The sequence below is a fragment of the Paenibacillus sp. YN15 genome, assembly GCF_003285005.1.
GTDB lineage: Bacteria > Bacillota > Bacilli > Paenibacillales > NBRC-103111 > Paenibacillus_AR.
Map to the genome: position 1 here is coordinate 118,341 of NZ_QMFA01000014.1, position 20,403 is coordinate 138,743.

Genomic DNA, 20,403 nt, shown 5'->3' on the forward strand with positions numbered 1-20,403 from the left:
TCGGCCTTGATTTGATTCGATTTTTAAGGTGTCAAAGCCGCCAAAAAACTCGCCCTCAAGCCAACCTATCCCTCCCGTTTCATGTTGTTAAATATTTATTCACTGTCTTCCTTTCGTCGGACAGACTCCTACATCCCCACCCGGTCCCGGAATTCCTGCGGCGTCACCCCGTAGTGCTGCTTGAACAGCTTGCTGAAATAGGGGGGATTCTGGAAGCCCAGACGGCTGGCCAGCTCATAAATTTTAATCTCCGTGGTGCGCAGAAGCATCCCCGCCTTCTCCATCCGGTAGCGGATGATGAAGTCGCTGATGTTCTCCTTCATCTCCTGCTTGTATAACGTCGACAGATAGACAGGATGGAGCCCTACATGATCGGCAATCGTCTGCAAGGAAACATCCCCGGCAATCTGGGCCTCGATAAACCGGTGAATCCTGGCGATGAGCTGGCCCTTGCTGTCCTTGAGATCCCGGAGGCTGGCCGCCTCCATCCTCTCCAAAGCATCCAGCGCCCAGCTGCGCACCCGTTCAGGCCGCCTGAACAGCCTCGGGTCCGCCGTCAGCCCCGCCTCCCAGCCCGACAGCTCCAGGAGCGTCTTCCCCTGCAGATGGGCCAGGTACAGGAATGCGTTGGCCAGGGTGTAGACAATCTCCATCAGATGCTCCTCGGTGTCCAGCATTCTCTCGTCCATCTCGCCGAACACCTGGTCCAGCTTCTGGCGGGCGTCATCATAACGCCCCGCCTCCAGCAGCTGCTGGAAGCCCGGCGGACTGTGCAGGGTATTCAGGGATTTGGACTGGCTGCGCAGCTCCCCGGCCCGGAGCAGCCGTCCTTCCCCGCTGCGGGGCACCTTGCGGAACTCATTCAGCCCGGTCCGGTACAGATCCTCCAGCTCATCCGGCAGCCGGAAGCTGCTGCTGACCCATACCGAAACCTGGCCCTTGAGGACATCCGATATCTTTCCCTGAAGCTCCCGGACGGCAGTCTCGGCCATGAGCGAAGCTTCACCGGCAGAAGCGGCCCCGTCCTTGGGCTGCAGCACAAAAACCAGATAATCCTGAGCGTCCTTGCAGAACCAAACCCGGTAATCCGCCTCCAGCAGCTCTCCGGCAATATTTTGGACGGCATACTCATATAAATCCATGTCCCGGTCCCCGGACTGGCGGAACAGTCCTTCGAGACGCACCATCGCCATGAAGCAAGAAGCATCCGGCCGAAAAGGCAGACCATATTCCTCCATCCGCGCCAAAAGCTCCGGGGCAGGCAAAACCGTCCCGGACAGCAAGTCCTTCAGCAAACCGGAGCGGAGCATGGGCAAATGGGTGCGCAGCGTCCGCTTTGTTTTCTCCATGGAGCCCTTCTCCTGCTCCTCCAGTTGGATAGCGTCCGCAAGCTCCTTCACCTGGGCCAGCAGCTCCTCATCCCTTACCGGCTTCAGCAGATAGCTGGAAATGCCGTATTGGATGGCCTGCCGGGCATATTCAAATTCGCCATAGCCGGTCAGCAGAATGCAGCGGGTCAGAGGATATTGCTCCCGGATGCAGCGGCACAGCTCCAGACCGTCCATGCCGGGCATACGGATGTCGGTGACCACAATATCCGCCTCCGTCCGCTTCAGCACCTCCAGGGCGGCAAGCCCGTTGTCCGCCTGATGCACCGCTCCGATGCCAACACCGGCCCAATCATTGTTCACCAGACTTTTCAGAATCACCGGCTCATCATCCACCAGCAGCAATTGGATCATTGTAATCCTCCTCTTTTTTAGGCTTCCACCGCAGGGCAACCCGCAGGCCGCCCAGTTCTTCCGACTTATCCAGGGTGATCCCTGCGCCGGGACCAAAGCGGGAGAAGAGCCGCTGATGCACATTCCACAAACCGCAGCCCGTATCCGCATCCATGGGCCGCTCCAGACCTTCCATAAGGCCGCGAAGAGCCCCCTCCTCCAAACCTGCGCCGCTGTCCTCCACCACCAGCAGATTCCACCCCGCCTCCCGGAGTCCGGAAATCCGGATGGTCCCCCGGCCGGGCTTCGGTTCGATCCCGTGCTCGATGGCATTTTCCACCACCGGCTGAAGAATCAGTCTCATGATTGGCTCCGCCAGCATATCGGGAGGAACCTCGATGCGGTAATCCAGCCGCTCCAGCCGCAGCGCATAGATGTTCAAGTAGTGGGTGACCAGCTCCAGTTCCTCCCGGAGAAGCGGCAGCTGATTCTCCACACGGGTGGTATAGCGGTAATAATCCGCCAGATGGTAGGCCATCCGCCTGATGGTATCCGTCTCCCCCGCCTTGGCGCAAGCGGCAATAAAGGACAGGCTATTATACAGGAAATGGGGATTGATCTGGGATTGCAGCTGCTTGAGGGTGGCCAGCCGGGAGCGGTTCTGCTCCTCGTACACATGATGGATCAGATGCTGGATCTCCGTGCCCAGATCATTAAAGCGCAGCATCATGTAGTCGAATTCATTGTGGAACTTCTTCCTGATCCGGAAGGAATAATTGCCTCCCTCATACTGCTTCAGCCCCTTCACAATGGCGGAAATCGGCTTTTGCACATGCAGATACAACAGGTACGCCACGGCGAAGGCCAGCAAAATCAGCACAGCTAGGCTGAGATAAAACAGATTGCGCGCTTTCATAATGGGCGCGTGAATCACGTTCAAGGGCACATAGTGGAACAAATAAGCGTCCAGGGTCGGAAGATGCACATAGCTCAGATAAGCTTTCCGGTTATCCAGCTCCATATTCCGGTGGCCGCTGTCCCCCAGCTCCTCCTGCAGAAGCTTCCTTCCCACATCCGCAAACATGGCATCTCCGGCGGCGGTGCCGGAAACGGCTGCTCCCCCTTTGGTCAGCAGAAAGGACTGCCCTGCGGCCTCCGACTGGTACTGCTGCAGCATCCGGCGGATATTGTCCAGCCCGAAGCGCACCTCATACACGGCGCTTGCCGTCTGCGGCGTGCTTTTGGAGAAGTAAGGGTCCCAGATAAACAGCTGGTAATAGGGCTCCTCCAAAGGGTTCGTTTGACGGAATTCCCATTTGCCGTTTTCGGAGCGGTCCAGCAGTTCCTGGTCGTAGCTGTCCCCCAGATTGGTGGAAACCCGGTGCCCAACCGTAGGCCAGTAGATGGACAAATGATTGGACCAACTGCTGGAGAAGCTCTGCATGTACAGCTTTTCCTTCACCTGCCGCTCCGTGTTGATCATGGCATAATAATCGCCGCGCAGCATGCTGGTTTGCAGCTCCAGCACCGATGAGTCCCGGATCAGCACACTGGAGGACAGGGACAGCCGCTCCGCGTTGGCTTCGATCTGCTGCTTCAAAAACTGCAGCTGGCTGGTGTTCTGTGCCGTGATCTGGGTGTCGATCACACGCAAGCTGGTCCTGTTGAAATAGGCGAACAGAATCACCACAGGCACCAGCAGCATCAGCATTACACCGTTCATTTTGACAAATATGGGCCGGTTTCTCCGCATCCCGCTTCCCTCCCGCAATGGCTTGCGCTTCAAACAGCCTGCGTCTTAAGATAGTGACATTGATCTTAAAACCTTGTTCTATACATGATTTCCCGGCTCGCCTTACAATGGGAACTACAGAGGAATCCACAAAGGAGGGGCCGGAATGAAGAAAACCGATACTGCACCATTATACGGCGTTGGAAACGTTTTAAAAAGGAAAAATATTGCGCGCCACTATAAAAACTGGAGATTGCACCTGATGCTGCTCCCCGCTGTGCTCACCGCGCTTATCTTCAGCTATGCCCCCATGCCCGGCATTGTCATGGCCTTTCAGAACTTCAAACCTTGGCTGGGCATCCAGGGCTCGGAATGGGTGGGGCTGGATAACTTCCGGCTGATCTTCACCATGAAGGATTCTGTGCAGGTCATCTGGAACACCCTGTCCATTTCCGTGCTCAAAATCTTTTTCGGCCTTACGGTGCCTGTCACCTTCGCCCTGCTGCTCAATGAGGTGCGGGCCATGAAGCTGAAGCGCTCCATCCAAACCATGGTCTACCTGCCCCACTTTATGTCCTGGGTTATTCTGGGCGGCATCCTCCTGGACCTGCTCTCCCTGGACGGGCTTGTCAACCGGGCGTTAACCTTCCTCCACCTCCAGCCCATCCTGTTCCTGGGGGACGGCTTCTGGTTCAGGGTAACGGTTATCGTCAGCGACCAGTGGAAGGAATTCGGCTTCTCGGCCATCGTCTTCCTGGCCGCCTTGGCGGGAATCAATCCCGATCTGTACGAGGCTTCGGAAATCGACGGCGCCGGGCGGTGGAAGCAAACCCTGCACATTACCCTGCCTTCCTTGCTGCCCATTATGAGCGTGGTGTTCACCCTGTCTCTGGGCAACATTCTGAATGCCAATTTTGACCAAATCTATAACCTGATCAATCCGCTTGTGCTCCAGCAGGGGGATATTATCGACACCTATGTCTTCCGCAATTTCCAGGGCGGCCAATACAGCCTGGCGGCGGCAGTGGGCTTGTTCAAATCGGCAGTAGGCTTCATCCTCATCAGCGGCGGCTACTATTGCGCCTACAAGTGGACGGATTACCGGGTATTCTAAGATAAGGAGGCAAGCGGCCATGTATTACAAAAATTCCACCTACAAGGTGTTTTACGGCTTCAATATTTTTCTCCTGCTGCTGGTGTCGGTGCTGTGCGTCCTGCCGATTCTGCATATATTCGCCGTTTCCCTAAGCGGCAAGTCCGCCGCCGAAGGCAATCTGGTCACCTTCATTCCCATCGGCTTCAATCTGGACAGCTACACGGAAACCCTGAAGAACGGAAACTTTGTGGGGGCCATCCGCATTTCCGTGCTCCGGGCCATTATTGGAACCGGCTTGTCCATGCTGGTGACGGTGCTGACCGCCTTTCCCTTATCCCGCAACAGCAGGGAGTTTGCCCCCCGCAACAGGTATGTCTGGTTTTTCCTGATTATCATGATCTTCCATGCCGGGCTGATCCCCCACTATCTCCTGATCCAGAAAATCCATCTGATCGGCTCCTTCTGGGTCTACATTTTGCCCCATCTGCTAAGTGTGTGGAATGTGATTCTGATGATGAACTTCTTCCGGACCATCCCCAAGGAGCTGGATGAAGCGGCCATTGTGGACGGAGCCTCCTCCTTCCGGATTCTGGGTTCGGTGTATCTGCCCATCTCCATGCCCGCCATTGCCACCATCTCCTTGTTCTCCATGGTAGGCCACTGGAACAATTGGTTCGACGGTATGCTCTATATGCGTTCGCCGGAGCAATGGCCCTTGGCTACTCTGCTGCAAACCATTGTTGTGGCTCTGGATTTAAGCAAAGCGGGAATCAATTACGAGGACCTGCAGCAGCTCTCCAACCGAAGCCTGAAGGCGGCGCAAATTTTCATTGCCATGCTGCCCATCCTGGCCGTGTATCCGTTTTTGCAGCGCTACTTTGTGAAGGGTATGGTGCTGGGGGCAGTCAAGGAATAGGAGCGTCTGAAGCGCGCAAGGAAAACCGTCCGGCAGCGGCGGCGGCGGATTACTTCAATAAAAAAGCTTTGAGAACGGGACCGGATCTCCGGAAAGACGTTCTCAGAGCTTTTTTTGGCATGTAACAAAAACCCCAAAATTTACAGATGAAGACGTTTTCTTAAAAAAGCCCGGTTATTCCTTAAAAAAGCGCATATGAAATCCTCCTGCCCGTTGCTACCATAGGCCTTGTCAGACCCATGCACCAGACTCTGGAAAGGAGAACCACATGACCAAACAAACCAAGCAAGCCCTAGCCGTATTGTTAAGTGCAGCCATGTTATTTTTGCCGATGTATTCCTGTCTGTTGGGGATCGGGGCCAAAGCGTCTGCAGCCTCCCAAACCGTAACCTTCCCGGCGGCGCAGGATACCTTTGTTTCCAATTTCAACGGCCAGGGAGACCGGTTGGGAACCAGCTTAAACTCAAACAAACTGATTTACGGGAAATTCAGGCACGTATATCTCCAGTTCGACCTGTCTGCCATTGATACGGCGCGTTATAATGTGGATGAAATGGAAATGACCCTCAACTTCAGAAAATCCCATGCGCCCAATGAGCTGATATTTACGGAAAGCCAATCCGTATTGCGAGATTCGGATGAAGCGTGGACGGTAACCAATCTGACCTATAACAACCGGCCTTATGACATAGCGGAATCTCCCGTCATAACCCGCAATGTAACCGGCACCGGAGAGGAAAACCTCTCCATAGACCTGTCCCCGCTTGTCCGGTCCGCCTTGAGCAACGGAAGGAAGACAGTCAGCATTCATCTTGCCACAGCCAAGGTGAATGAGGATTCGGTCTCTGCCAGCGAGATGTACTCATCCAGAAATACATCCGGCCAGCCGGGACCTACCTTGGCCGTTACCCTGGGCAAGCCTATTGTGGAGGACAATATTGACCGAACGGCGCTCCATGCGCTGATTGCGGAAGCAAACCAGCTTGTGGAAAACTACTACACGCCGGGAAGCTGGGCAGACTTGGCCCAAGCTCTCAGTCACGCCAAGGAAATCAGTTTGATCGGAACCAGCCAAGCCGAGGTGAATGGGGCCCTGGTTTCGCTGCAGGCGGCGATGGACGGGCTGGAGGCCGCCGAGCTTCCGGCGAAGATTGCGGGGCCTGATATGGGAAATTATTTTGTTAACAGCCAAAATGCCGCCAAGATATTTCGCATGAAGAATGAGAATGGGCAATATGTCCGGGTTGACCCCGGCACGGAGAAGCTGTCCCTGACCTCCGATGCCGCCTCGGCTTCTGCCTTTGCGCTGTATGTCCTTGACTATTTTGCAACCGTGGATCATGCGGAGCCGGAGGCCGGAGCCACACTGACGGCTTACTCCATCAAGTCTCTGGATAACGGCAAATTTCTGACCATCCAGAATTATTTTACGGCGGAGGAATTCCTGGGCGGCACCCATCGTTACTATAATATTTTGAGCGGGGCGCAAAGCGGCACCAGCACAAGCAGGATTTTTGAGATTAAGGCATCGGCGGCCGTGCCGGGCTGGAATGAGCGGTTTTATATAGACCATTATGCCGATTCGGGCTATTACCGCATCTGGTCCCATTTATCCACCATGAGAGATGATGCCAACTTCAGCCGCTTTAATGTGAAAATGACGGACAGCTCCATGCAGAGCAGCGGCACCGGCGCGGAGAATACGGAATACAGATTCTACTTTGAGGAAGCGTCCGGCCGGGATCTGCTGGAGGTCAATCAGGAGGTTTCCGGCGATACTGCCCGTCTGGCCTGGCGTCCGGTCAACGGCGATGTGAGTCCCGCCCATTACAGGATTAATGGAACTGTAGCGGAGGCGGTGTATGCAGACGGTCTTATGCGTGCGGCGCTTACGGGCTTGAGCCCTGGGATCCATTCGTATTCGCTGGCATACAGCGGCGGGGATTACCAAGCCCAAACGGAGCTGACCATCCGGATTTTTGACCATCCGGGCATTCTGCTTGGCAACAGTGACCTGGACAGGATGAAGCAGCATGTGCAGAACAAGGAGGAGCCGTGGTATTCCGATTATCAAAGGCTGCTGAACAGCGTTCCCTATCTTGTTGCCGGCTCTGATTACGAAACCACGGTCTTTTCCAATGTGGGGCGCGGCGGAGGCGCTTCCGATTCGGGCAATATCGGCTATTTTGAAAAAGCCGGCAACGCCGCGTACTTCAACGCTTTGCAGTGGGTGATTACAGGAGAGGAGCGGTTCGCCGCCAAGGCTGCGGACATTCTGAACAAGTGGGCGCAAGGACTGAAGGTGATTGACGGCAGAGACCGGATACTGGGAGCCGGCATCAACGCTTACAAATATGCCAGCGCTGCGGAGATTATCCGGTATTATAACGGCGGCTACAGCGGCTATAGCGACGCCGACTTCAAGACGCTGCAGAGCATGATGCTCAATGTGGTCTATCCGGTTATCCAGGATGCCGCCGTGCCCATGATCGCCAACGGCAACTGGGATTTGGCCGCCATTGTCAGCATGATGTCCATCGGGGTGCTTTGCGACAATACGGAAATTTTCGACCGGGCGGCATTCTTCTATCAGGACATTCATACTAACGGCTCCATCTTCGCTTATGTGCATGATTCGGGACAAACCATGGAAACCGGACGGGATCAGGCCCACGCCATGCTGGCTCTCGGATATATGTCGGAAATTGGCCTGATCGCAAAAAATCAGAATGTGGATTTATATTCCCTATACGGCAACAGACTGGCGAAGGCGTTTGAATATTTGGCCAAATATAATCTGTATTCCAAGGAACTGTACGGAGTGGACGTTCCCTTCACCGCCATGCCCAACGTGTTTAATGACACCGGCAAGGGCTATTATGGAGCAGGCTTCGACCGGGACAGCAACGGTCTGAACAGAGGGGAGCTGCGGCCTGTTTTTGAGCAGGGCCTGGCCCTCTATGCCGGGACCGATGCGGATTTGACCTGGACGGCAAGAGCGGCGGCAGCGGCGCGCCCCCAAGGCATGGTCCATTTTGACAACCTGAACTTCGGCACGCTGACCCATTATAATGGAGAGCCGCAGGAGACCGGCGGCCCCTACTTCCAGCTGCGGACAAGATGGGAGCCGCTTTATCAGCGGAATTGGAGCATGGTTGACGGAGAACGGGTGGCCGAAACCCTCAACTCCTACTATGATATAAACGCCAGCGGAGAGCTGATTACCAGCGTCATGAAGCAGGAAGCCCCCTTCTATCAGCTGGTCGCCAATGATGACGGGACATACTCGGTTCGGCTGGTAAAAACCAATACCTATCTGTCGGTGAAGGACGAGCTTGCCGGAAATTATAACGCGATCAAAGCCGATGCCGCCGAGATCGGGGATCACGAGAAGTTTCTGCTCCGCTCAACCGGGGTAGGGCCCTTTTTCCTGGCCTCCCCTTTGTACGGAAACCGGGTTGTGTATCAGGATGCGGCAGGCTCCGGAAGCAGCGCTGTTCTGACCCTCCGGCTGGGAACGAAGACGCTGGCTGATATTGCCGATGTTGGAAATGTAACCACCAATGAAAGACTCCTCTTCATGTACAATACGGAGGATGTGGCTCTGTACGGCAGTGCGGCTCCAAGCATTACCTCAGCCAATAGCGGCAGTGTTGCAAGCGGCCGGGGCGGCACCTTCCAGGTGCAGGCGGCAGGCACAGCTCCCTTCACCTATTCGCTGGAAGGCGCGCCTGCGGAGGTGGCCATCAACCGCGCAACAGGCTTGATCACGGTTGCGGGCACGCTGGCGCCGGGAGTGTATACCTTTACCGTTGCGGCATCCAACGGCATAGCGCCTCATGCGGAGCAGCAGTATACGCTGACAGTGACGGCAGTGACAGAGCCGCCTGCTTCATCTGAGGATGACACTGCTACGGAAACGGGCCCTTCCGCGCCGGCAGTGCAGCCAACGGAGACACCCTCCGGAAAAGCCTCCCTCAATGGAGTAACGGGAGCCCTTGTCCGGAATGAAGCCGGCGGGTACAGCCTGGTAAGCACTGCGGAGCAAATCGCCGCCGCCCTTGCCGGCAGCAGCCAGCTGATTATCAACGCGGAGGAGCTGGATGATTTGACTATACAGCTCCCCCTTTCCGCCATGGATTCGGCAGCCTTGACCGTCCGCACCGATTTCGGAGCAATCACCCTCCCCAATGAAACGCTGCAAAATATAATGAAGAAATACGGGGATACCCTGACGCTCCGCATCCGGCAGAAGGAGGGCTATACCGTCGAGCTGCTGAAAGAGGATCAGCCGGTGCCGTACCATGATCCTGCCAATCCCTTGACGCTGACTCTGCCTGTCCGGGATGCAGCCGGACACAGCGGGGATGAATGGGTGGCCATCAGGAGGGAGAACGGCAAAATTTTCCCGCTGGCGGTCGCCAAAGGCGGCAGCATGACCTTTGCCATTGAGGCTACCGGCGCTTATGACGTGATTCATAACGGCAGGAGCTTTGCTGATGTCGCCAGCGGCCATTGGGCGGCGGCGGATATTGCCCTGGCAGCGGCTCGGGGCTTGTTCTCCGGCACAGGCGACCAAATCTTCGAGCCCGATGGAATCTTAACCCGGGCCATGCTCGCGCAAGTGCTGGCCAATTTGGAGGGAGCCGATCTTAGCGGGTACGGGCAGTCCGCCTTCACCGATGTGCCGGAGGGGGAATGGTATGCCGCAGCGGCTGCCTGGGCCAACAGGATGGGCATTGTGAACGGAATGGAAGAGGGCCGGTTTGCGCCCCAAGACAGCCTGACCCGGGAGCAGCTGGCGGTTATGCTGCACCGCTACGCCGCAGCCAAAGGTTATAAGCTGCCTGCATCAGCAGCAGCGGCCTTCACGGACGGCGGCAGCATCAGCTCCTGGGCCGCAGAGGCGGTTGACGCCTTGGCCGCGGCAGGACTGATCACAGGCAAATCCGACGGGCTCTTTGATCCGCAGGCCGGCGTTACCCGGGCGGAGGCGGCAGCAGTGTTCGCCCGCTTCATCCGCGCCCTCAGCCCCGGCCAATAAACGGCCCGATTGCTTACCGCGCTTGCCAAAAAGGACCCTTGCGGGTCCTTTTTGGCGTGGTTGCGCGGAGTTGCGCCGATTGCGTGGAGTTGGGCGGAGTTGCGCCGATTGCGCGGGGTTGCCAGGAGTTGCCCGGATTTGCGCTGAAGATGCGAAAATGAGGTGCGATGAGGCGTCATATCCGGCATTTTCATCTGCTGCACTCCGGGAAATTTGGAGAAAAACCGAACTTTTCCGCCAAAGGATGAAACCGCCTATCGGAACCCTTGACATTTCCAAAATACGGACCCTACAATGAGACTGATTTTCACTGAAATGGCAATGATCACAAATTATCTACTTTGGGGGGAAACAAACATGAACCGATTGTACAAACAGACTTTATCCGCCGTATTGGGCATGGCTTTGATCTTGAATCTGGCCGGCTGCGGAGGCGGCTCCAGCGACTCCGCCGCTTCTCCGTCCCCGGCTGCCACTGCCGCCGCATCCGCAGCAGCCGCTTCGCCGACTGCCAAACCAAGCACCGCTCCCGCCGCGAAGGCCAAGCTGAAGGTTGGGGCCTTGAAGGGGCCCACCGGCATGGGTATGGCCCATCTGATGGAGCAGGACGCCTTGGGTTCCGCATCGGCGGATTATGAATTTACGCTGTTGGACAGCCCCGATGACATGACCGCCAAAATTATCAACGGAGAGCTGGATGCCGCCGCCATTCCCACCAATCTGGCCCTCACTCTCTACAATAAAACAGGAGGAGCCATCCAACTGGCAGCCGTCAATACCTTGGGCGTCCTGTATGTGCTGGAGAAGGGGGACACCATCAAATCCATTGCCGATTTGAAGGGAAAAACCGTGTATACCAGCGGCAAAGGGGCCACTCCCGATTTTGCCTTCCGCTACATTCTGAAGCAGAACGGGCTTGACCCGGAGAAGGATGTCACTCTGGACTACAAGCTTCAGCAAACAGAGCTGGCCGCAGCCGCCGCTTCCGGTGACGCTCCCATTGCCCTTTTGCCCCAGCCCCATGTCACCACGGCTATGCTGAAAAATCCGGAGCTGCGGATTGCCCTGGATGTAACCAAGGAATGGGAAAAAGCCGCAGGCTCGTCCAACCAACTGGCCATGGGCAGTCTCGTGGTGCAGAAAAAAACCGTCGCCGCCCAGCCGGACGCCATCAAGGCCTTCCTCGGGGAGTACAAAACCTCCGCCGAATTCGTAAACAAAGACAGCGCCAAAGCCTCCGAGCTGATTGCCAAATATGCCATTTTGCCCAGTGCTGCCGTTGCTCTGAAGGCCATCCCCTTCTCCAACATCACCTACATCGACGCCCAGGATGCCAAGCCCATGCTGAACCAGTTCTACAAGGTGCTGTTTGACTTTGAGCCCAAGTCCGTAGGAGGCAAGCTGGCGGATGAAGGCTTCTATTACTCCAAATAAAACGTTGGCAGCCGCAAGGCTCCGGAGCCTTCTGCGGAAGGCGGCCGTGCTGGTTTTTTGGCTGCTGGTATGGCAGGCGGCTTATCTGGCGGTGGACCGGGAGCTGTATCTGCCCGGCCCTCTGGCGGTGCTGCTGCGCCTCGCGGAGCTTGTCCGGCTGAAGGCCTTCTGGGTGGACACGCTTCATTCCGTTGTGCGCGTGGCGGAGGGCTTCGCCTTATCCATGGCCCTTGCCGTCCTGCTGGGTGTGCTGTCGGGTCTCAGCGGCTTTGTTCACACCCTGTTGAGCCCGTTGGTTACGGCGATAAAAGCGACCCCGGTGATGTCCTTTATTATGATCGCCCTGTTCTGGTTCTCGTCCGGCCAGGTTCCGGTGTTTGTGTGCTTTCTGATGTGCTTCCCCATTGTCTGGACGCCCATGGTGGAAGGCATCCGCAATGTGGACGGGCAGCTGCTGGAAATGTCGCGGATGTTCCGCGTCCATCTCCGGGTGCGCATCCGCCGGCTGTACATCCCGTCCCTGCTCCCGTTTTTCACGCCCGCCTGTCTGAATGCCCTGGGCTTCGGCTGGAAGGTGGGGGTGGCCGCCGAGGTGCTGAGCCATCCGGCCCGGTCCATCGGCAGCCATCTCTACGAGGCCAAAGCTTATCTGGATTCGGCAGAACTGTTTGCCTGGACGGTGGTTGTCATTGCGCTCAGCATGGGATTTGAAAAGCTGTTCGCCTATCTGATCCGACGCCTGCCTGCGGGCAAAAGGGAGGTGCTGAGACCGGATGCTTAAGGTCAGACATGTCAAGAAAGCGTATGGCGGCTTAAAGGTGATGGATGATTTCTCTCTGGAACTGGAGGAGGGCCTGGTGCATTGTCTCTTCGGTCCCTCCGGCTGCGGCAAAACCACCCTGCTCCGGCTGCTGGCCGGCTTGGCCGCGCCGGATGAGGGAAGCATCGGCACGCCGGAGGGCGCTGACCGGGCGATGGTCTTCCAGGAGGACCGGCTGCTGCCCTGGCTCACCGTCCGGGAAAACATCGCCTACGCGCTGGAGAGCCGGATTGGCCGCTCTGCCGCACTGGCAGAGGCGGACCGGTGCGGCGGCCAGGTGGGACTGGGCGCCTTCCTCGGCGCCCTGCCCGGCCAGCTCAGCGGCGGCATGCAGCGGCGGGTGGCCATTGCCCGGGCGCTTGCCTGCCGGGCGGAGCTGCTTTTCCTGGACGAGCCCTTCAAGGGGCTGGATTATAGCCTCAAGCAGGAGCTGATGGGGCTGGTGCAGGAGCTTTGCAGCCGCGGGCGGCAAACCATCCTGCTGGTCACCCATGATCCCGAGGAGGCCTATTGTCTGGCGGATTGGGTGCATATGGTGGAAGGCCCGCCCCTCTCCGTGGTGAAGCAGCTGGATGTGGCGGCATTCCGCAAAACGTTGGCGAATGGAGCGGAAGCCGCAGGTTTGCAGCAATTCCGCGCGCTTCTGATGAAGCCGGGCGCGGTGGACCAGCGGCATTAGGCGGAGTCTCTGCGGATGTGCGTCGCGGCTAGCGTCTGATAGGGATGCGCTGCTGCACACAGTTGCTCCAGCCTCGCGCCCATCACCTGATACGGATACGCTGCTGCACATATTTGCTTCAGCCCCGCGGCCTTCATCTGATACGACACGCTGTTGCACATATTTGCTCCAGCCTCGCGTCCATCACCTGATACGACACGCTGCTGCACACACATTCTCTCCTGCGACCATCACCTGATACGCGGAACACTGTGTACACATCTAGCTCACCCCCGCGTCCAGGAGGGATAGGGACATGTTGACTCAACGAGGGTGAGGGGGGGCCGACGGTTACGGAACTAAGAAGCGCTTAATGGGCAAATTCGGCGCGATTTCACATATTGCGGAACTCAGCGACTCTTATTGGCTTGGTTTGCCTTCCATTACGGCGCATCCCCCCGCATCCCCTCCGTAAGAGTCGCATAGTTCCGTAAAAAATGCGGACAGCCCATTTTCGCCGTTTAAGCGTCTCTTAGTTCCGCTAGGATCGCTGTCCCCGCCGCGATCTAGCGCGATCTGTGGCAGGCTCGCCCCTGCGCAAAGCCGCCAAAAGCACCCGCAGAACACAGAAAGCGTCTGCGGGTGCTTTAATTTTTGTCACACAAAAGAGGCACCCGGCCTGGGTGCCTCTGCTTCTTCTATAGACCCGGTGGGGGTCGAACCCACAACCTACCGATTAAGAGTCGGTTGCTCTGCCATTGAGCTACGGATCTGCAACGTTTGTTATAATATCACGGCCAGTACCAAANACGTTTGTTATAATATCACGGCCAGTACCAAAATGCAACCCTTCGTGTTTGATTTTTTTCAGGAAGCCGGGTTTAGGCGAAGGATTAGCGGAACCTGTTTTCCGCAATATTCCCGGCAATGGGCAAAAGCCGGAGGAGCCAGCCAGCTACGGCTCGAATCCCCGCAGCAATCCGCGGCGGGCGGCCCTCAACCTTTTTACCGGCGCATCAGCCCAAGGATCAGCGCCTCCAGCCCCTCCCCGTCGTCCTTGTCCAGAACGGGCACCTCCGTCCCCGCCGCAGCCCTGACTTCTGCGGCAGGCAGCCAGCTGGCCACCGCCAGAAGGGCGTCCAGCCTGCCCAGCAGCTCCAACTGCTCCGCATGGCGGATAACCGCAAGCTTGGGGTACCCTTCCGCCTTAAAGCCCTCCACCAGCACCACGTCCATGTCCCCCATCCGCTCCAGCATCTCCGCCAAAGGCGTGTACCGCTCCTCCAGATAGCAGGTGCGGCCCTCCGCCTCCGAGGAGATGGCAACCACCCGGGCGCCGGCCTCCCGGTGCCGCCAGGTATCCTTGCCCTCCACATCCATCTGGAAGCGGTGGGCGTCATGCTTCACCGTCCCAACCTCATAGCCCCGGGCGGACAACAGCTCCACCAGCCGGCAGAGCAAGGTGGTTTTGCCGGCATTCTTGTAGCCCACCACCTGCACTACGCAAGGTTTTCCGCTCATGAGAAAAGGCCGCCTTTCAAGGGGATCAGGGCAACCAGCTCACCCTGCCTCATAGGCTTCTCCGCCGGAGGCACTACAATCAGGCAATCGGCATCCCGCAGGGATACGGTAATGCTGGAGGCATCGACGCCCACCGGCTCCGCCCAAAGCTGCCCCTCCGGTCCCACCCGGCGGACGCCCCGCACAAACCGGGTGAATTTGCCGTCGGTTTTCAGACTCTCCGCCTTCAGCCGGGCCGGCAGGGTGTCTATGCGCGGGCTTACCTCCTTCTCCCCCAGCAGCTTCCGCACCGCGGGCCGCACCAGCAGCTCAAAGCCCACAAAACAGGCCGCCGGATTCCCCGACAGCGCAAACAGCAGCTTGTCCCGGCGGACGCTGACCGTAGTCGGGCTGCCGGGGCGCATCGCCAGCTTGTTGAACAGAAGCTCCCCGTCCCATCCCGTGGTCAGATCGTACAGAATATCATAATCCCCCACCGAAACGCCCCCGGTGGTAATGACCAGATCATACGTATCCATGGCGGCGGTAATGGCTTGACGGGCTGGCTCCAGGCTGTCCGGGATGGCTCCTGCCAGCACAGGCTCGCAGCCTGCCTCCCGCAGTTGGGCCAGCAGCATATAGCTGTTGCTGTTGCGGATTTTGCCCGGAGCAAGCGGCTCCTCCACCGCCAGCAGCTCGGAGCCGGTGGCAAACACCGCCACCCGCGGCCGGGCATACACCTGCACCCGGGCGGCCCCGAACATGGCCAGCAGAGCCGCCTCCCCGGGACCGATCCGCCTTCCGGTCTCCAAGAGCCTTTCCCCTTGCCCAACCTCCAGGCCAATTTCGGAAATATTGGCGCCTGCTTTTTCGCCCCGCAGAATAGCCACTGTCGTCCCCAGCGCCCCGTTTTCCTCCTCCGCCGTATCCTCCAGCCTGACCACTGCATCCGCCCCGTCGGGAACCGCCGCTCCGGTCATGATCCGGACCGCCTGGCCGGGCTCAAGGCGCTTTCCGTGGACACTGCCGCAAGGAACATTCCCCGCCACCTGCAGCAAAACGGGTGACTCTGCGGACGCTCCCGCCGTCTCCTCCGCCCGGAGCGCATAACCGTCCATGCCCGAACGCCGGAAGTGGGGAACCGGCTGGTCGGCTGTCAGGGGCTCCGCCAAATGGCGGTCCCACGCATCGGCCAATGGGACCGTTTCCGTCCGTCCCGGCCGTACCCGTTCCAATATCCGCGCTGCGGCCTCCTCTACTGATAACGCGATCCGCTGGAATCTCATGCTGCTTCCCCCTTGCCTCCTGCGCGAGGCGGCATTATTGGTCCTCTTGCTTTTGTCCGGCAGCGGGCGCCAGCTCGGGGGCAGGCTTGGTTTTCCCTCCTGCCGCCAGCTGGTACCAGGTAGCTCCGCCGTCGGAAGTCAGATACATATCATGCTCATATGTGCTGATTGCCCATTCCTCAGGTCTAGCGGGATTGTGCGAGGTATGCGCCACCGCATCCTCCTTCAATTCGGGCAGCGGAATTTCCGCCGTTTGCTTGCCGGTGGAATCCAGCTGCAATAACGACGGCTTATCCTTGAAAATCCCTGCGGTGATCATGCCGTCCGGATCGTAGGACAAGGACGAGATGCCAAGGCCGGGCAGCACCTTCACAAAGGTCTCCCCCTTATCCCGGGACAAAAACAATCCGTCTCTCGCCCCCAGGGCAACCTGCTCCGGCCGGTCCGGATGCACAGCCAGGCCGGTGGGCTCGCCCTCAAAGCCCTTCATCGCCGCTCTTACCCAGCTTTCGCCTTCGTCCGCCGTATAGTACAGACCGGGCTGCCGGAGCGGTTGGGCTCCGTAGGTCTCATGATAGCCATATACAACGGCGGGAGAGCGCATAGTCGAGGCCAAAAAATGAAAGTTGATCTTCCCCTCCAACGTCAGCAGCTCCACCGTTTTTCCCGCATCGGCGCTTTTGACCAAACCCAGCGGGTTGGGCAGCTTGGAGCCTGGACCGGGCAGGCCGCTGGCATAAAAGCCTCCCTCATACGGCGCAAAAGCCACAAAATCGTGGCGTTCGCCTTCTTCCGACTGCCAGCGGTTGTCTCTCCACCATTTGATGCCTTCATGGGTGGCCACCATAATCCCGCTGCCGGACCGGTCATATGTCATGCCATAAATCCGGATCAGATTCATGGTTTCCTTCTTATCCCGGCTCTCCCACATTCCGGAGGAATTAAACGCCCCCATCAGCACGGCAAGGGAGCCTGCCAAGAGCGCGGCTGTCTTCAAGCCCCGCGCTTCCTGACCGTTGGGGAGCGACCAATATTTCGCCGTCAAGCCGGCGCAAACCAGGCAAAACAGGATCAAAACCCAAGTATACCAATGTAAATTTCCGATGATTTCCACCGCCTTATGTAAGCTCTACGTGACATTATAACATGTGTTTCCAGCTTTGCATAAGGTGTATAGTACCGAAAGACTGGGAGGGGAAAGCCCGAATGAAACAGCACAGCCAGCTGCTGCGAATGGCGGCATATACGGCCGAGGCCGTCAGACAATACCGGACCGGACTGCCGCCGGAGCTGCCCAAGGGCTTCCGCTGCCTGACCCAGCTGGAGGCGCCGGGATTCCCGCGGATGGGGTACGTGGCGGTGTCCGGCCCGCAAATTGTGATTGCCTTCCGCGGCACCAAGGAGGCGGGAGACTGGAAAAAGGATCTGCTGGCGGCTCAGCTCCCCTATCCGTACCAGCCGGACAAGGGCTGGAGAACCCATGCGGGCTTTACGGAGCTCTACAGGCTTCTCCGCCCCGGCTTGCAAAAAGCCCTTGGCCGCGCCAAATCCAACCGGCGCCTGTTCATCACCGGCTACAGCCTCGGCGGAGCCCTGGCCTGTCTTTGCGCCATGGACCCGGCGGTGCGGAGGCGGGCCGCTTCCGTAAGGCTGTACACCTTCGGCGCCCCCCGGGTAGGCAATCCCGCATTTGCCGAGGCGCTGTCCAAACGGACCGCCTCCTGCATCAGGGCCCATAATGACGGCGACTGGGTGCCCACCATGCCTCCGGAGAAATTTCTGGGGGCGGAATATCGCCACGGCGGCCGGAGCTTTCCGCTTCATAACCGCAAGCTGACTCCCGTCAGCAGCCACAGCTTTCAGACATATCTGGAGGCTCTGGAAGAATGGAAGCTGGAGGATAAAAGCCGGCCAGGGTAACATTTTTGTCTGAAAAACGTTCATAATTCGTTCAAAAGAAAACCGCATAATGGAGAAAAATAGCCGTTTCCCATCGAATAGGCCCATGGTATAATACAACTTGTGTGGCTTTACACAACGTTAACATTGGGAGATATGCTATGAAGAAGTGGCTACTTTCTACGGGACGTTATTTGCGCAGCAGATACGTCCTTTTTTTACTGGGTGCATGGCTGGTCTTTTTAATGGAATTCTTAAGCCGCTCTTCCGCTACGGATGCAGTGCAATGGACGTATCAGCACATCCCCGCCTTTTTGGCCAATATGGTTCTGTTGACCGGCCTGCTGCTTTTGTTCACGGCCATATTCGGGCGGACCCGGTGGGCGTATTGGGCCGTTTTTGCAATCGCTTTTTTGCTGTCCCTGATCAGCGGCATTAAAATGAAAATTCTCGGCGTCCCCCTGCTTCCCACCGATTTTGTGCTGACCAGCGAAACCGAGGATATGACCCAATATCTGCAAAATATTATGAAGCCCAAGACCCTGATCGGCATCGCCGTTTATGTGGCTTCCAGCATCGGCCTTTTGTATTTCATTCCCGAAATGGTCCGCAAGGTCCGCGGCAAGGAAAGGGTGGCCTTTGTGGCGGCCGCCGCCATCTTCATCGCCTTTGTCTATTACCAGCCGAAAGCCATGATGCAGGGCGTGTTCGGCATTGAGGAGAAACCCTGGAACCAGAAGGATAATGTGCTCTCCAATGGGCTCATGCTCTCCACGCTGCTGAACCTGAACCATATGAATGTCAGCAAGGTGGCCGGTTATGACGAAAACGCCATCTCCGCCATTGTGAACCGCACCAATGAACCGGTGAAGGCCGGCGATACCGCGGAAATCAAGCCGAACATCATCGTGGTGCTGAGCGAGGCTTTCTGGGACCCGACGGTGATCCCCAACCTGACCTTCAGCAAGGACCCGATCCCCGGGTTCCACAAGCTTTCGGAGAAATTTTCCAGCGGCTGGCTGCTCTCCCCCCAATACGGCGGAGGCACCGCCAATGTGGAATACGAGGTGCTCACAGGCAACAGCATGCGCTTTATGCCGCCGGGCTCCACACCCTACAACCAGTATATGACCCGCCAGGTGGACTCGCTGGCCTCCATCGCCGCCCGCCAAGGGTATAACACGGTGTCCATCAACCCGTTCCACAACTGGTTTTTCAACAGTAAAACCGTTTACAAAAACATGGGCTTCTCCAAGTTTATCAGCATGGAGTTTTTTGACCAGAAGTTCGAGGGGCCGTATCTGGCCGATGATGAAGCAGCCAATTTGATCATTAAGGAAAGCCGGGCCACCGCAGGCCCGGACATGATCTTCACCAACACCATGGAGAACCACTTCCACTTCTGGCCGGGCAAATTCAAGGAAAACACCATCAAAATCAGCGGTGTGGAGGGACAGGCCAAGGGCTTCCTGGAAACCCTGTCCCAAGGCATCAACGGCGCGGACCGGATGCTGCTGAAGCTGGTGGACCATTTCAGCCAGACCAATGAACCGACGATTCTGGTGTTCTTCGGAGATCATCTGCCTTCCCTGGGGGATGATTACAAGGGCTTTATTGACGCCAAATATATCAGCGGCACCGACGATCCGGATTTTCTCGCCAAAATGTACCGCACGCCTCTTCTGGTCTGGAACAACTATCTTCCCGAAGGGCGGGAGGATCTCTATATGAGCCCGTCCTTCCTGGGCCCGTATATTCTGGAGAAGGCGCAGCTGAAGGGCACCTATTATACGGATTTCCTGAAGGAGCTGTACAAGAAAATTCCCGTCATTCCGCCCCAGGACTACTATGCCAAGATGAATATCAAGGCGGAGGATCTGAAGGATTACGAGAAGCTGCAATACGATATTATGTTCGGCGAGCAGCATGGCTATGCCGATATCAAGGACAAGATTCTGGCCCCCAGCTTTATTCTCGGGTTGGGCACTATGGATATTACCGCGGTAACGCCTGTTGATCCTGCAGGCTCCCCCGGGCATGACATGAAGGTGGAGATTGCGGGGCATAACTTCCCCGAGCTTTCCGTAGTGACCGTCAACGGCAAAACCGTCAAGAGCGCCTACGATTGCCACGAAAAGGTTATCGCCACGATCCCTGCCGAGCTGAACAAAGCGGGCACTGCCCTGGAGATTAAGATCCAGGTTATCGACAGCAAGGACACCGTTATTGCAGAGACTCCCGTATTTAAGCTGGAGCGTTAAAAATAGCACAAAGCCCCCGAACTTCCGGTTGGAAGC

13 protein-coding genes and 1 tRNA gene are annotated in these 20,403 nt (G+C 57.5%); 8 read left to right on the forward strand and 6 right to left on the reverse strand.

All coding sequences use genetic code 11. The features are described 5' to 3' along the window. Positions 1 to 128: 128 nt before the first annotated feature. Together DQG13_RS13585 and DQG13_RS13590 are read right to left on the reverse strand one after the other, a co-directional pair. Positions 129 to 1,742, reverse strand: a complete 1,614-nt coding sequence (locus DQG13_RS13585; RefSeq protein WP_181592742.1) for a response regulator — start codon at positions 1,740 to 1,742, stop codon at positions 129 to 131. Next, complete coding sequence (locus DQG13_RS13590; RefSeq protein ID WP_113020308.1) at positions 1,717 to 3,474, reverse strand: sensor histidine kinase; 1,758 nt, start codon at positions 3,472 to 3,474, stop codon at positions 1,717 to 1,719. Before DQG13_RS13590 ends, DQG13_RS13585 begins: the two co-directional genes overlap by 26 nt. Before the next feature lie 241 nt (positions 3,475 to 3,715). Between DQG13_RS13590 and DQG13_RS13595 the strand changes: the two genes are divergently transcribed. From DQG13_RS13595 to DQG13_RS13620, 6 genes are all read left to right on the forward strand, one after another. After that, on the forward strand, positions 3,716 to 4,567 hold the full coding sequence (locus DQG13_RS13595) for an ABC transporter permease (RefSeq protein ID WP_258525670.1): 852 nt from the start codon (positions 3,716 to 3,718) through the stop codon (positions 4,565 to 4,567). A gap of 19 nt (positions 4,568 to 4,586) precedes the next feature. Beyond that, positions 4,587 to 5,465, forward strand: a complete 879-nt coding sequence (locus DQG13_RS13600; RefSeq protein WP_113020310.1) for a carbohydrate ABC transporter permease — start codon at positions 4,587 to 4,589, stop codon at positions 5,463 to 5,465. Positions 5,466 to 5,733: 268 nt separating this feature from the next. Then, positions 5,734 to 10,509 (forward strand): S-layer homology domain-containing protein, encoded by a 4,776-nt coding sequence (locus DQG13_RS13605; RefSeq protein ID WP_113020311.1) that lies wholly within the window; start codon positions 5,734 to 5,736, stop codon positions 10,507 to 10,509. 357 nt (positions 10,510 to 10,866) lie between these two features. Beyond that, positions 10,867 to 11,943, forward strand: a complete 1,077-nt coding sequence (locus DQG13_RS13610) for an ABC transporter substrate-binding protein (protein ID WP_113020312.1) — start codon at positions 10,867 to 10,869, stop codon at positions 11,941 to 11,943. Beyond that, positions 11,918 to 12,724, forward strand: a complete 807-nt coding sequence (locus tag DQG13_RS13615) for an ABC transporter permease (protein ID WP_113020313.1) — start codon at positions 11,918 to 11,920, stop codon at positions 12,722 to 12,724. The genes DQG13_RS13610 and DQG13_RS13615 overlap by 26 nt, the downstream gene beginning before the upstream one ends. Then, positions 12,717 to 13,442 (forward strand): ABC transporter ATP-binding protein, encoded by a 726-nt coding sequence (locus DQG13_RS13620; protein ID WP_113020314.1) that lies wholly within the window; start codon positions 12,717 to 12,719, stop codon positions 13,440 to 13,442. Before DQG13_RS13615 ends, DQG13_RS13620 begins: the two co-directional genes overlap by 8 nt. A gap of 680 nt (positions 13,443 to 14,122) precedes the next feature. Here the strand turns inward: DQG13_RS13620 and DQG13_RS13630 are convergent. From DQG13_RS13630 to DQG13_RS13645, 4 genes are all read right to left on the reverse strand, one after another. Continuing rightward, positions 14,123 to 14,194, reverse strand: a tRNA-Lys gene (locus tag DQG13_RS13630). A gap of 232 nt (positions 14,195 to 14,426) precedes the next feature. Further along, positions 14,427 to 14,942: a molybdopterin-guanine dinucleotide biosynthesis protein B gene (mobB, locus tag DQG13_RS13635; RefSeq protein ID WP_113020316.1), complete on the reverse strand. Its 516-nt coding sequence runs from the start codon at positions 14,940 to 14,942 to the stop codon at positions 14,427 to 14,429. Next, complete coding sequence (locus tag DQG13_RS13640; protein WP_113020317.1) at positions 14,939 to 16,207, reverse strand: molybdopterin molybdotransferase MoeA; 1,269 nt, start codon at positions 16,205 to 16,207, stop codon at positions 14,939 to 14,941. The genes mobB and DQG13_RS13640 overlap by 4 nt, the downstream gene beginning before the upstream one ends. A gap of 34 nt (positions 16,208 to 16,241) precedes the next feature. After that, positions 16,242 to 17,204, reverse strand: coding sequence for a F510_1955 family glycosylhydrolase (locus DQG13_RS13645; protein WP_113020318.1), 963 nt, complete (start codon positions 17,202 to 17,204; stop codon positions 16,242 to 16,244). 209 nt (positions 17,205 to 17,413) lie between these two features. Here DQG13_RS13645 and DQG13_RS13650 point away from each other — a divergent pair, with 209 nt between their 5' ends. Both DQG13_RS13650 and DQG13_RS13655 read left to right on the forward strand, forming a co-directional pair. Then, entirely contained in the window at positions 17,414 to 18,127 is a 714-nt protein-coding gene (locus DQG13_RS13650; protein ID WP_181592743.1) for a lipase family protein, read from the forward strand. Positions 18,128 to 18,267: 140 nt separating this feature from the next. Continuing rightward, a complete protein-coding gene (locus DQG13_RS13655) occupies positions 18,268 to 20,367 on the forward strand; it encodes an LTA synthase family protein (RefSeq protein WP_113020320.1) in 2,100 nt (699 codons plus the stop codon). Positions 20,368 to 20,403 lie beyond the last annotated feature (36 nt).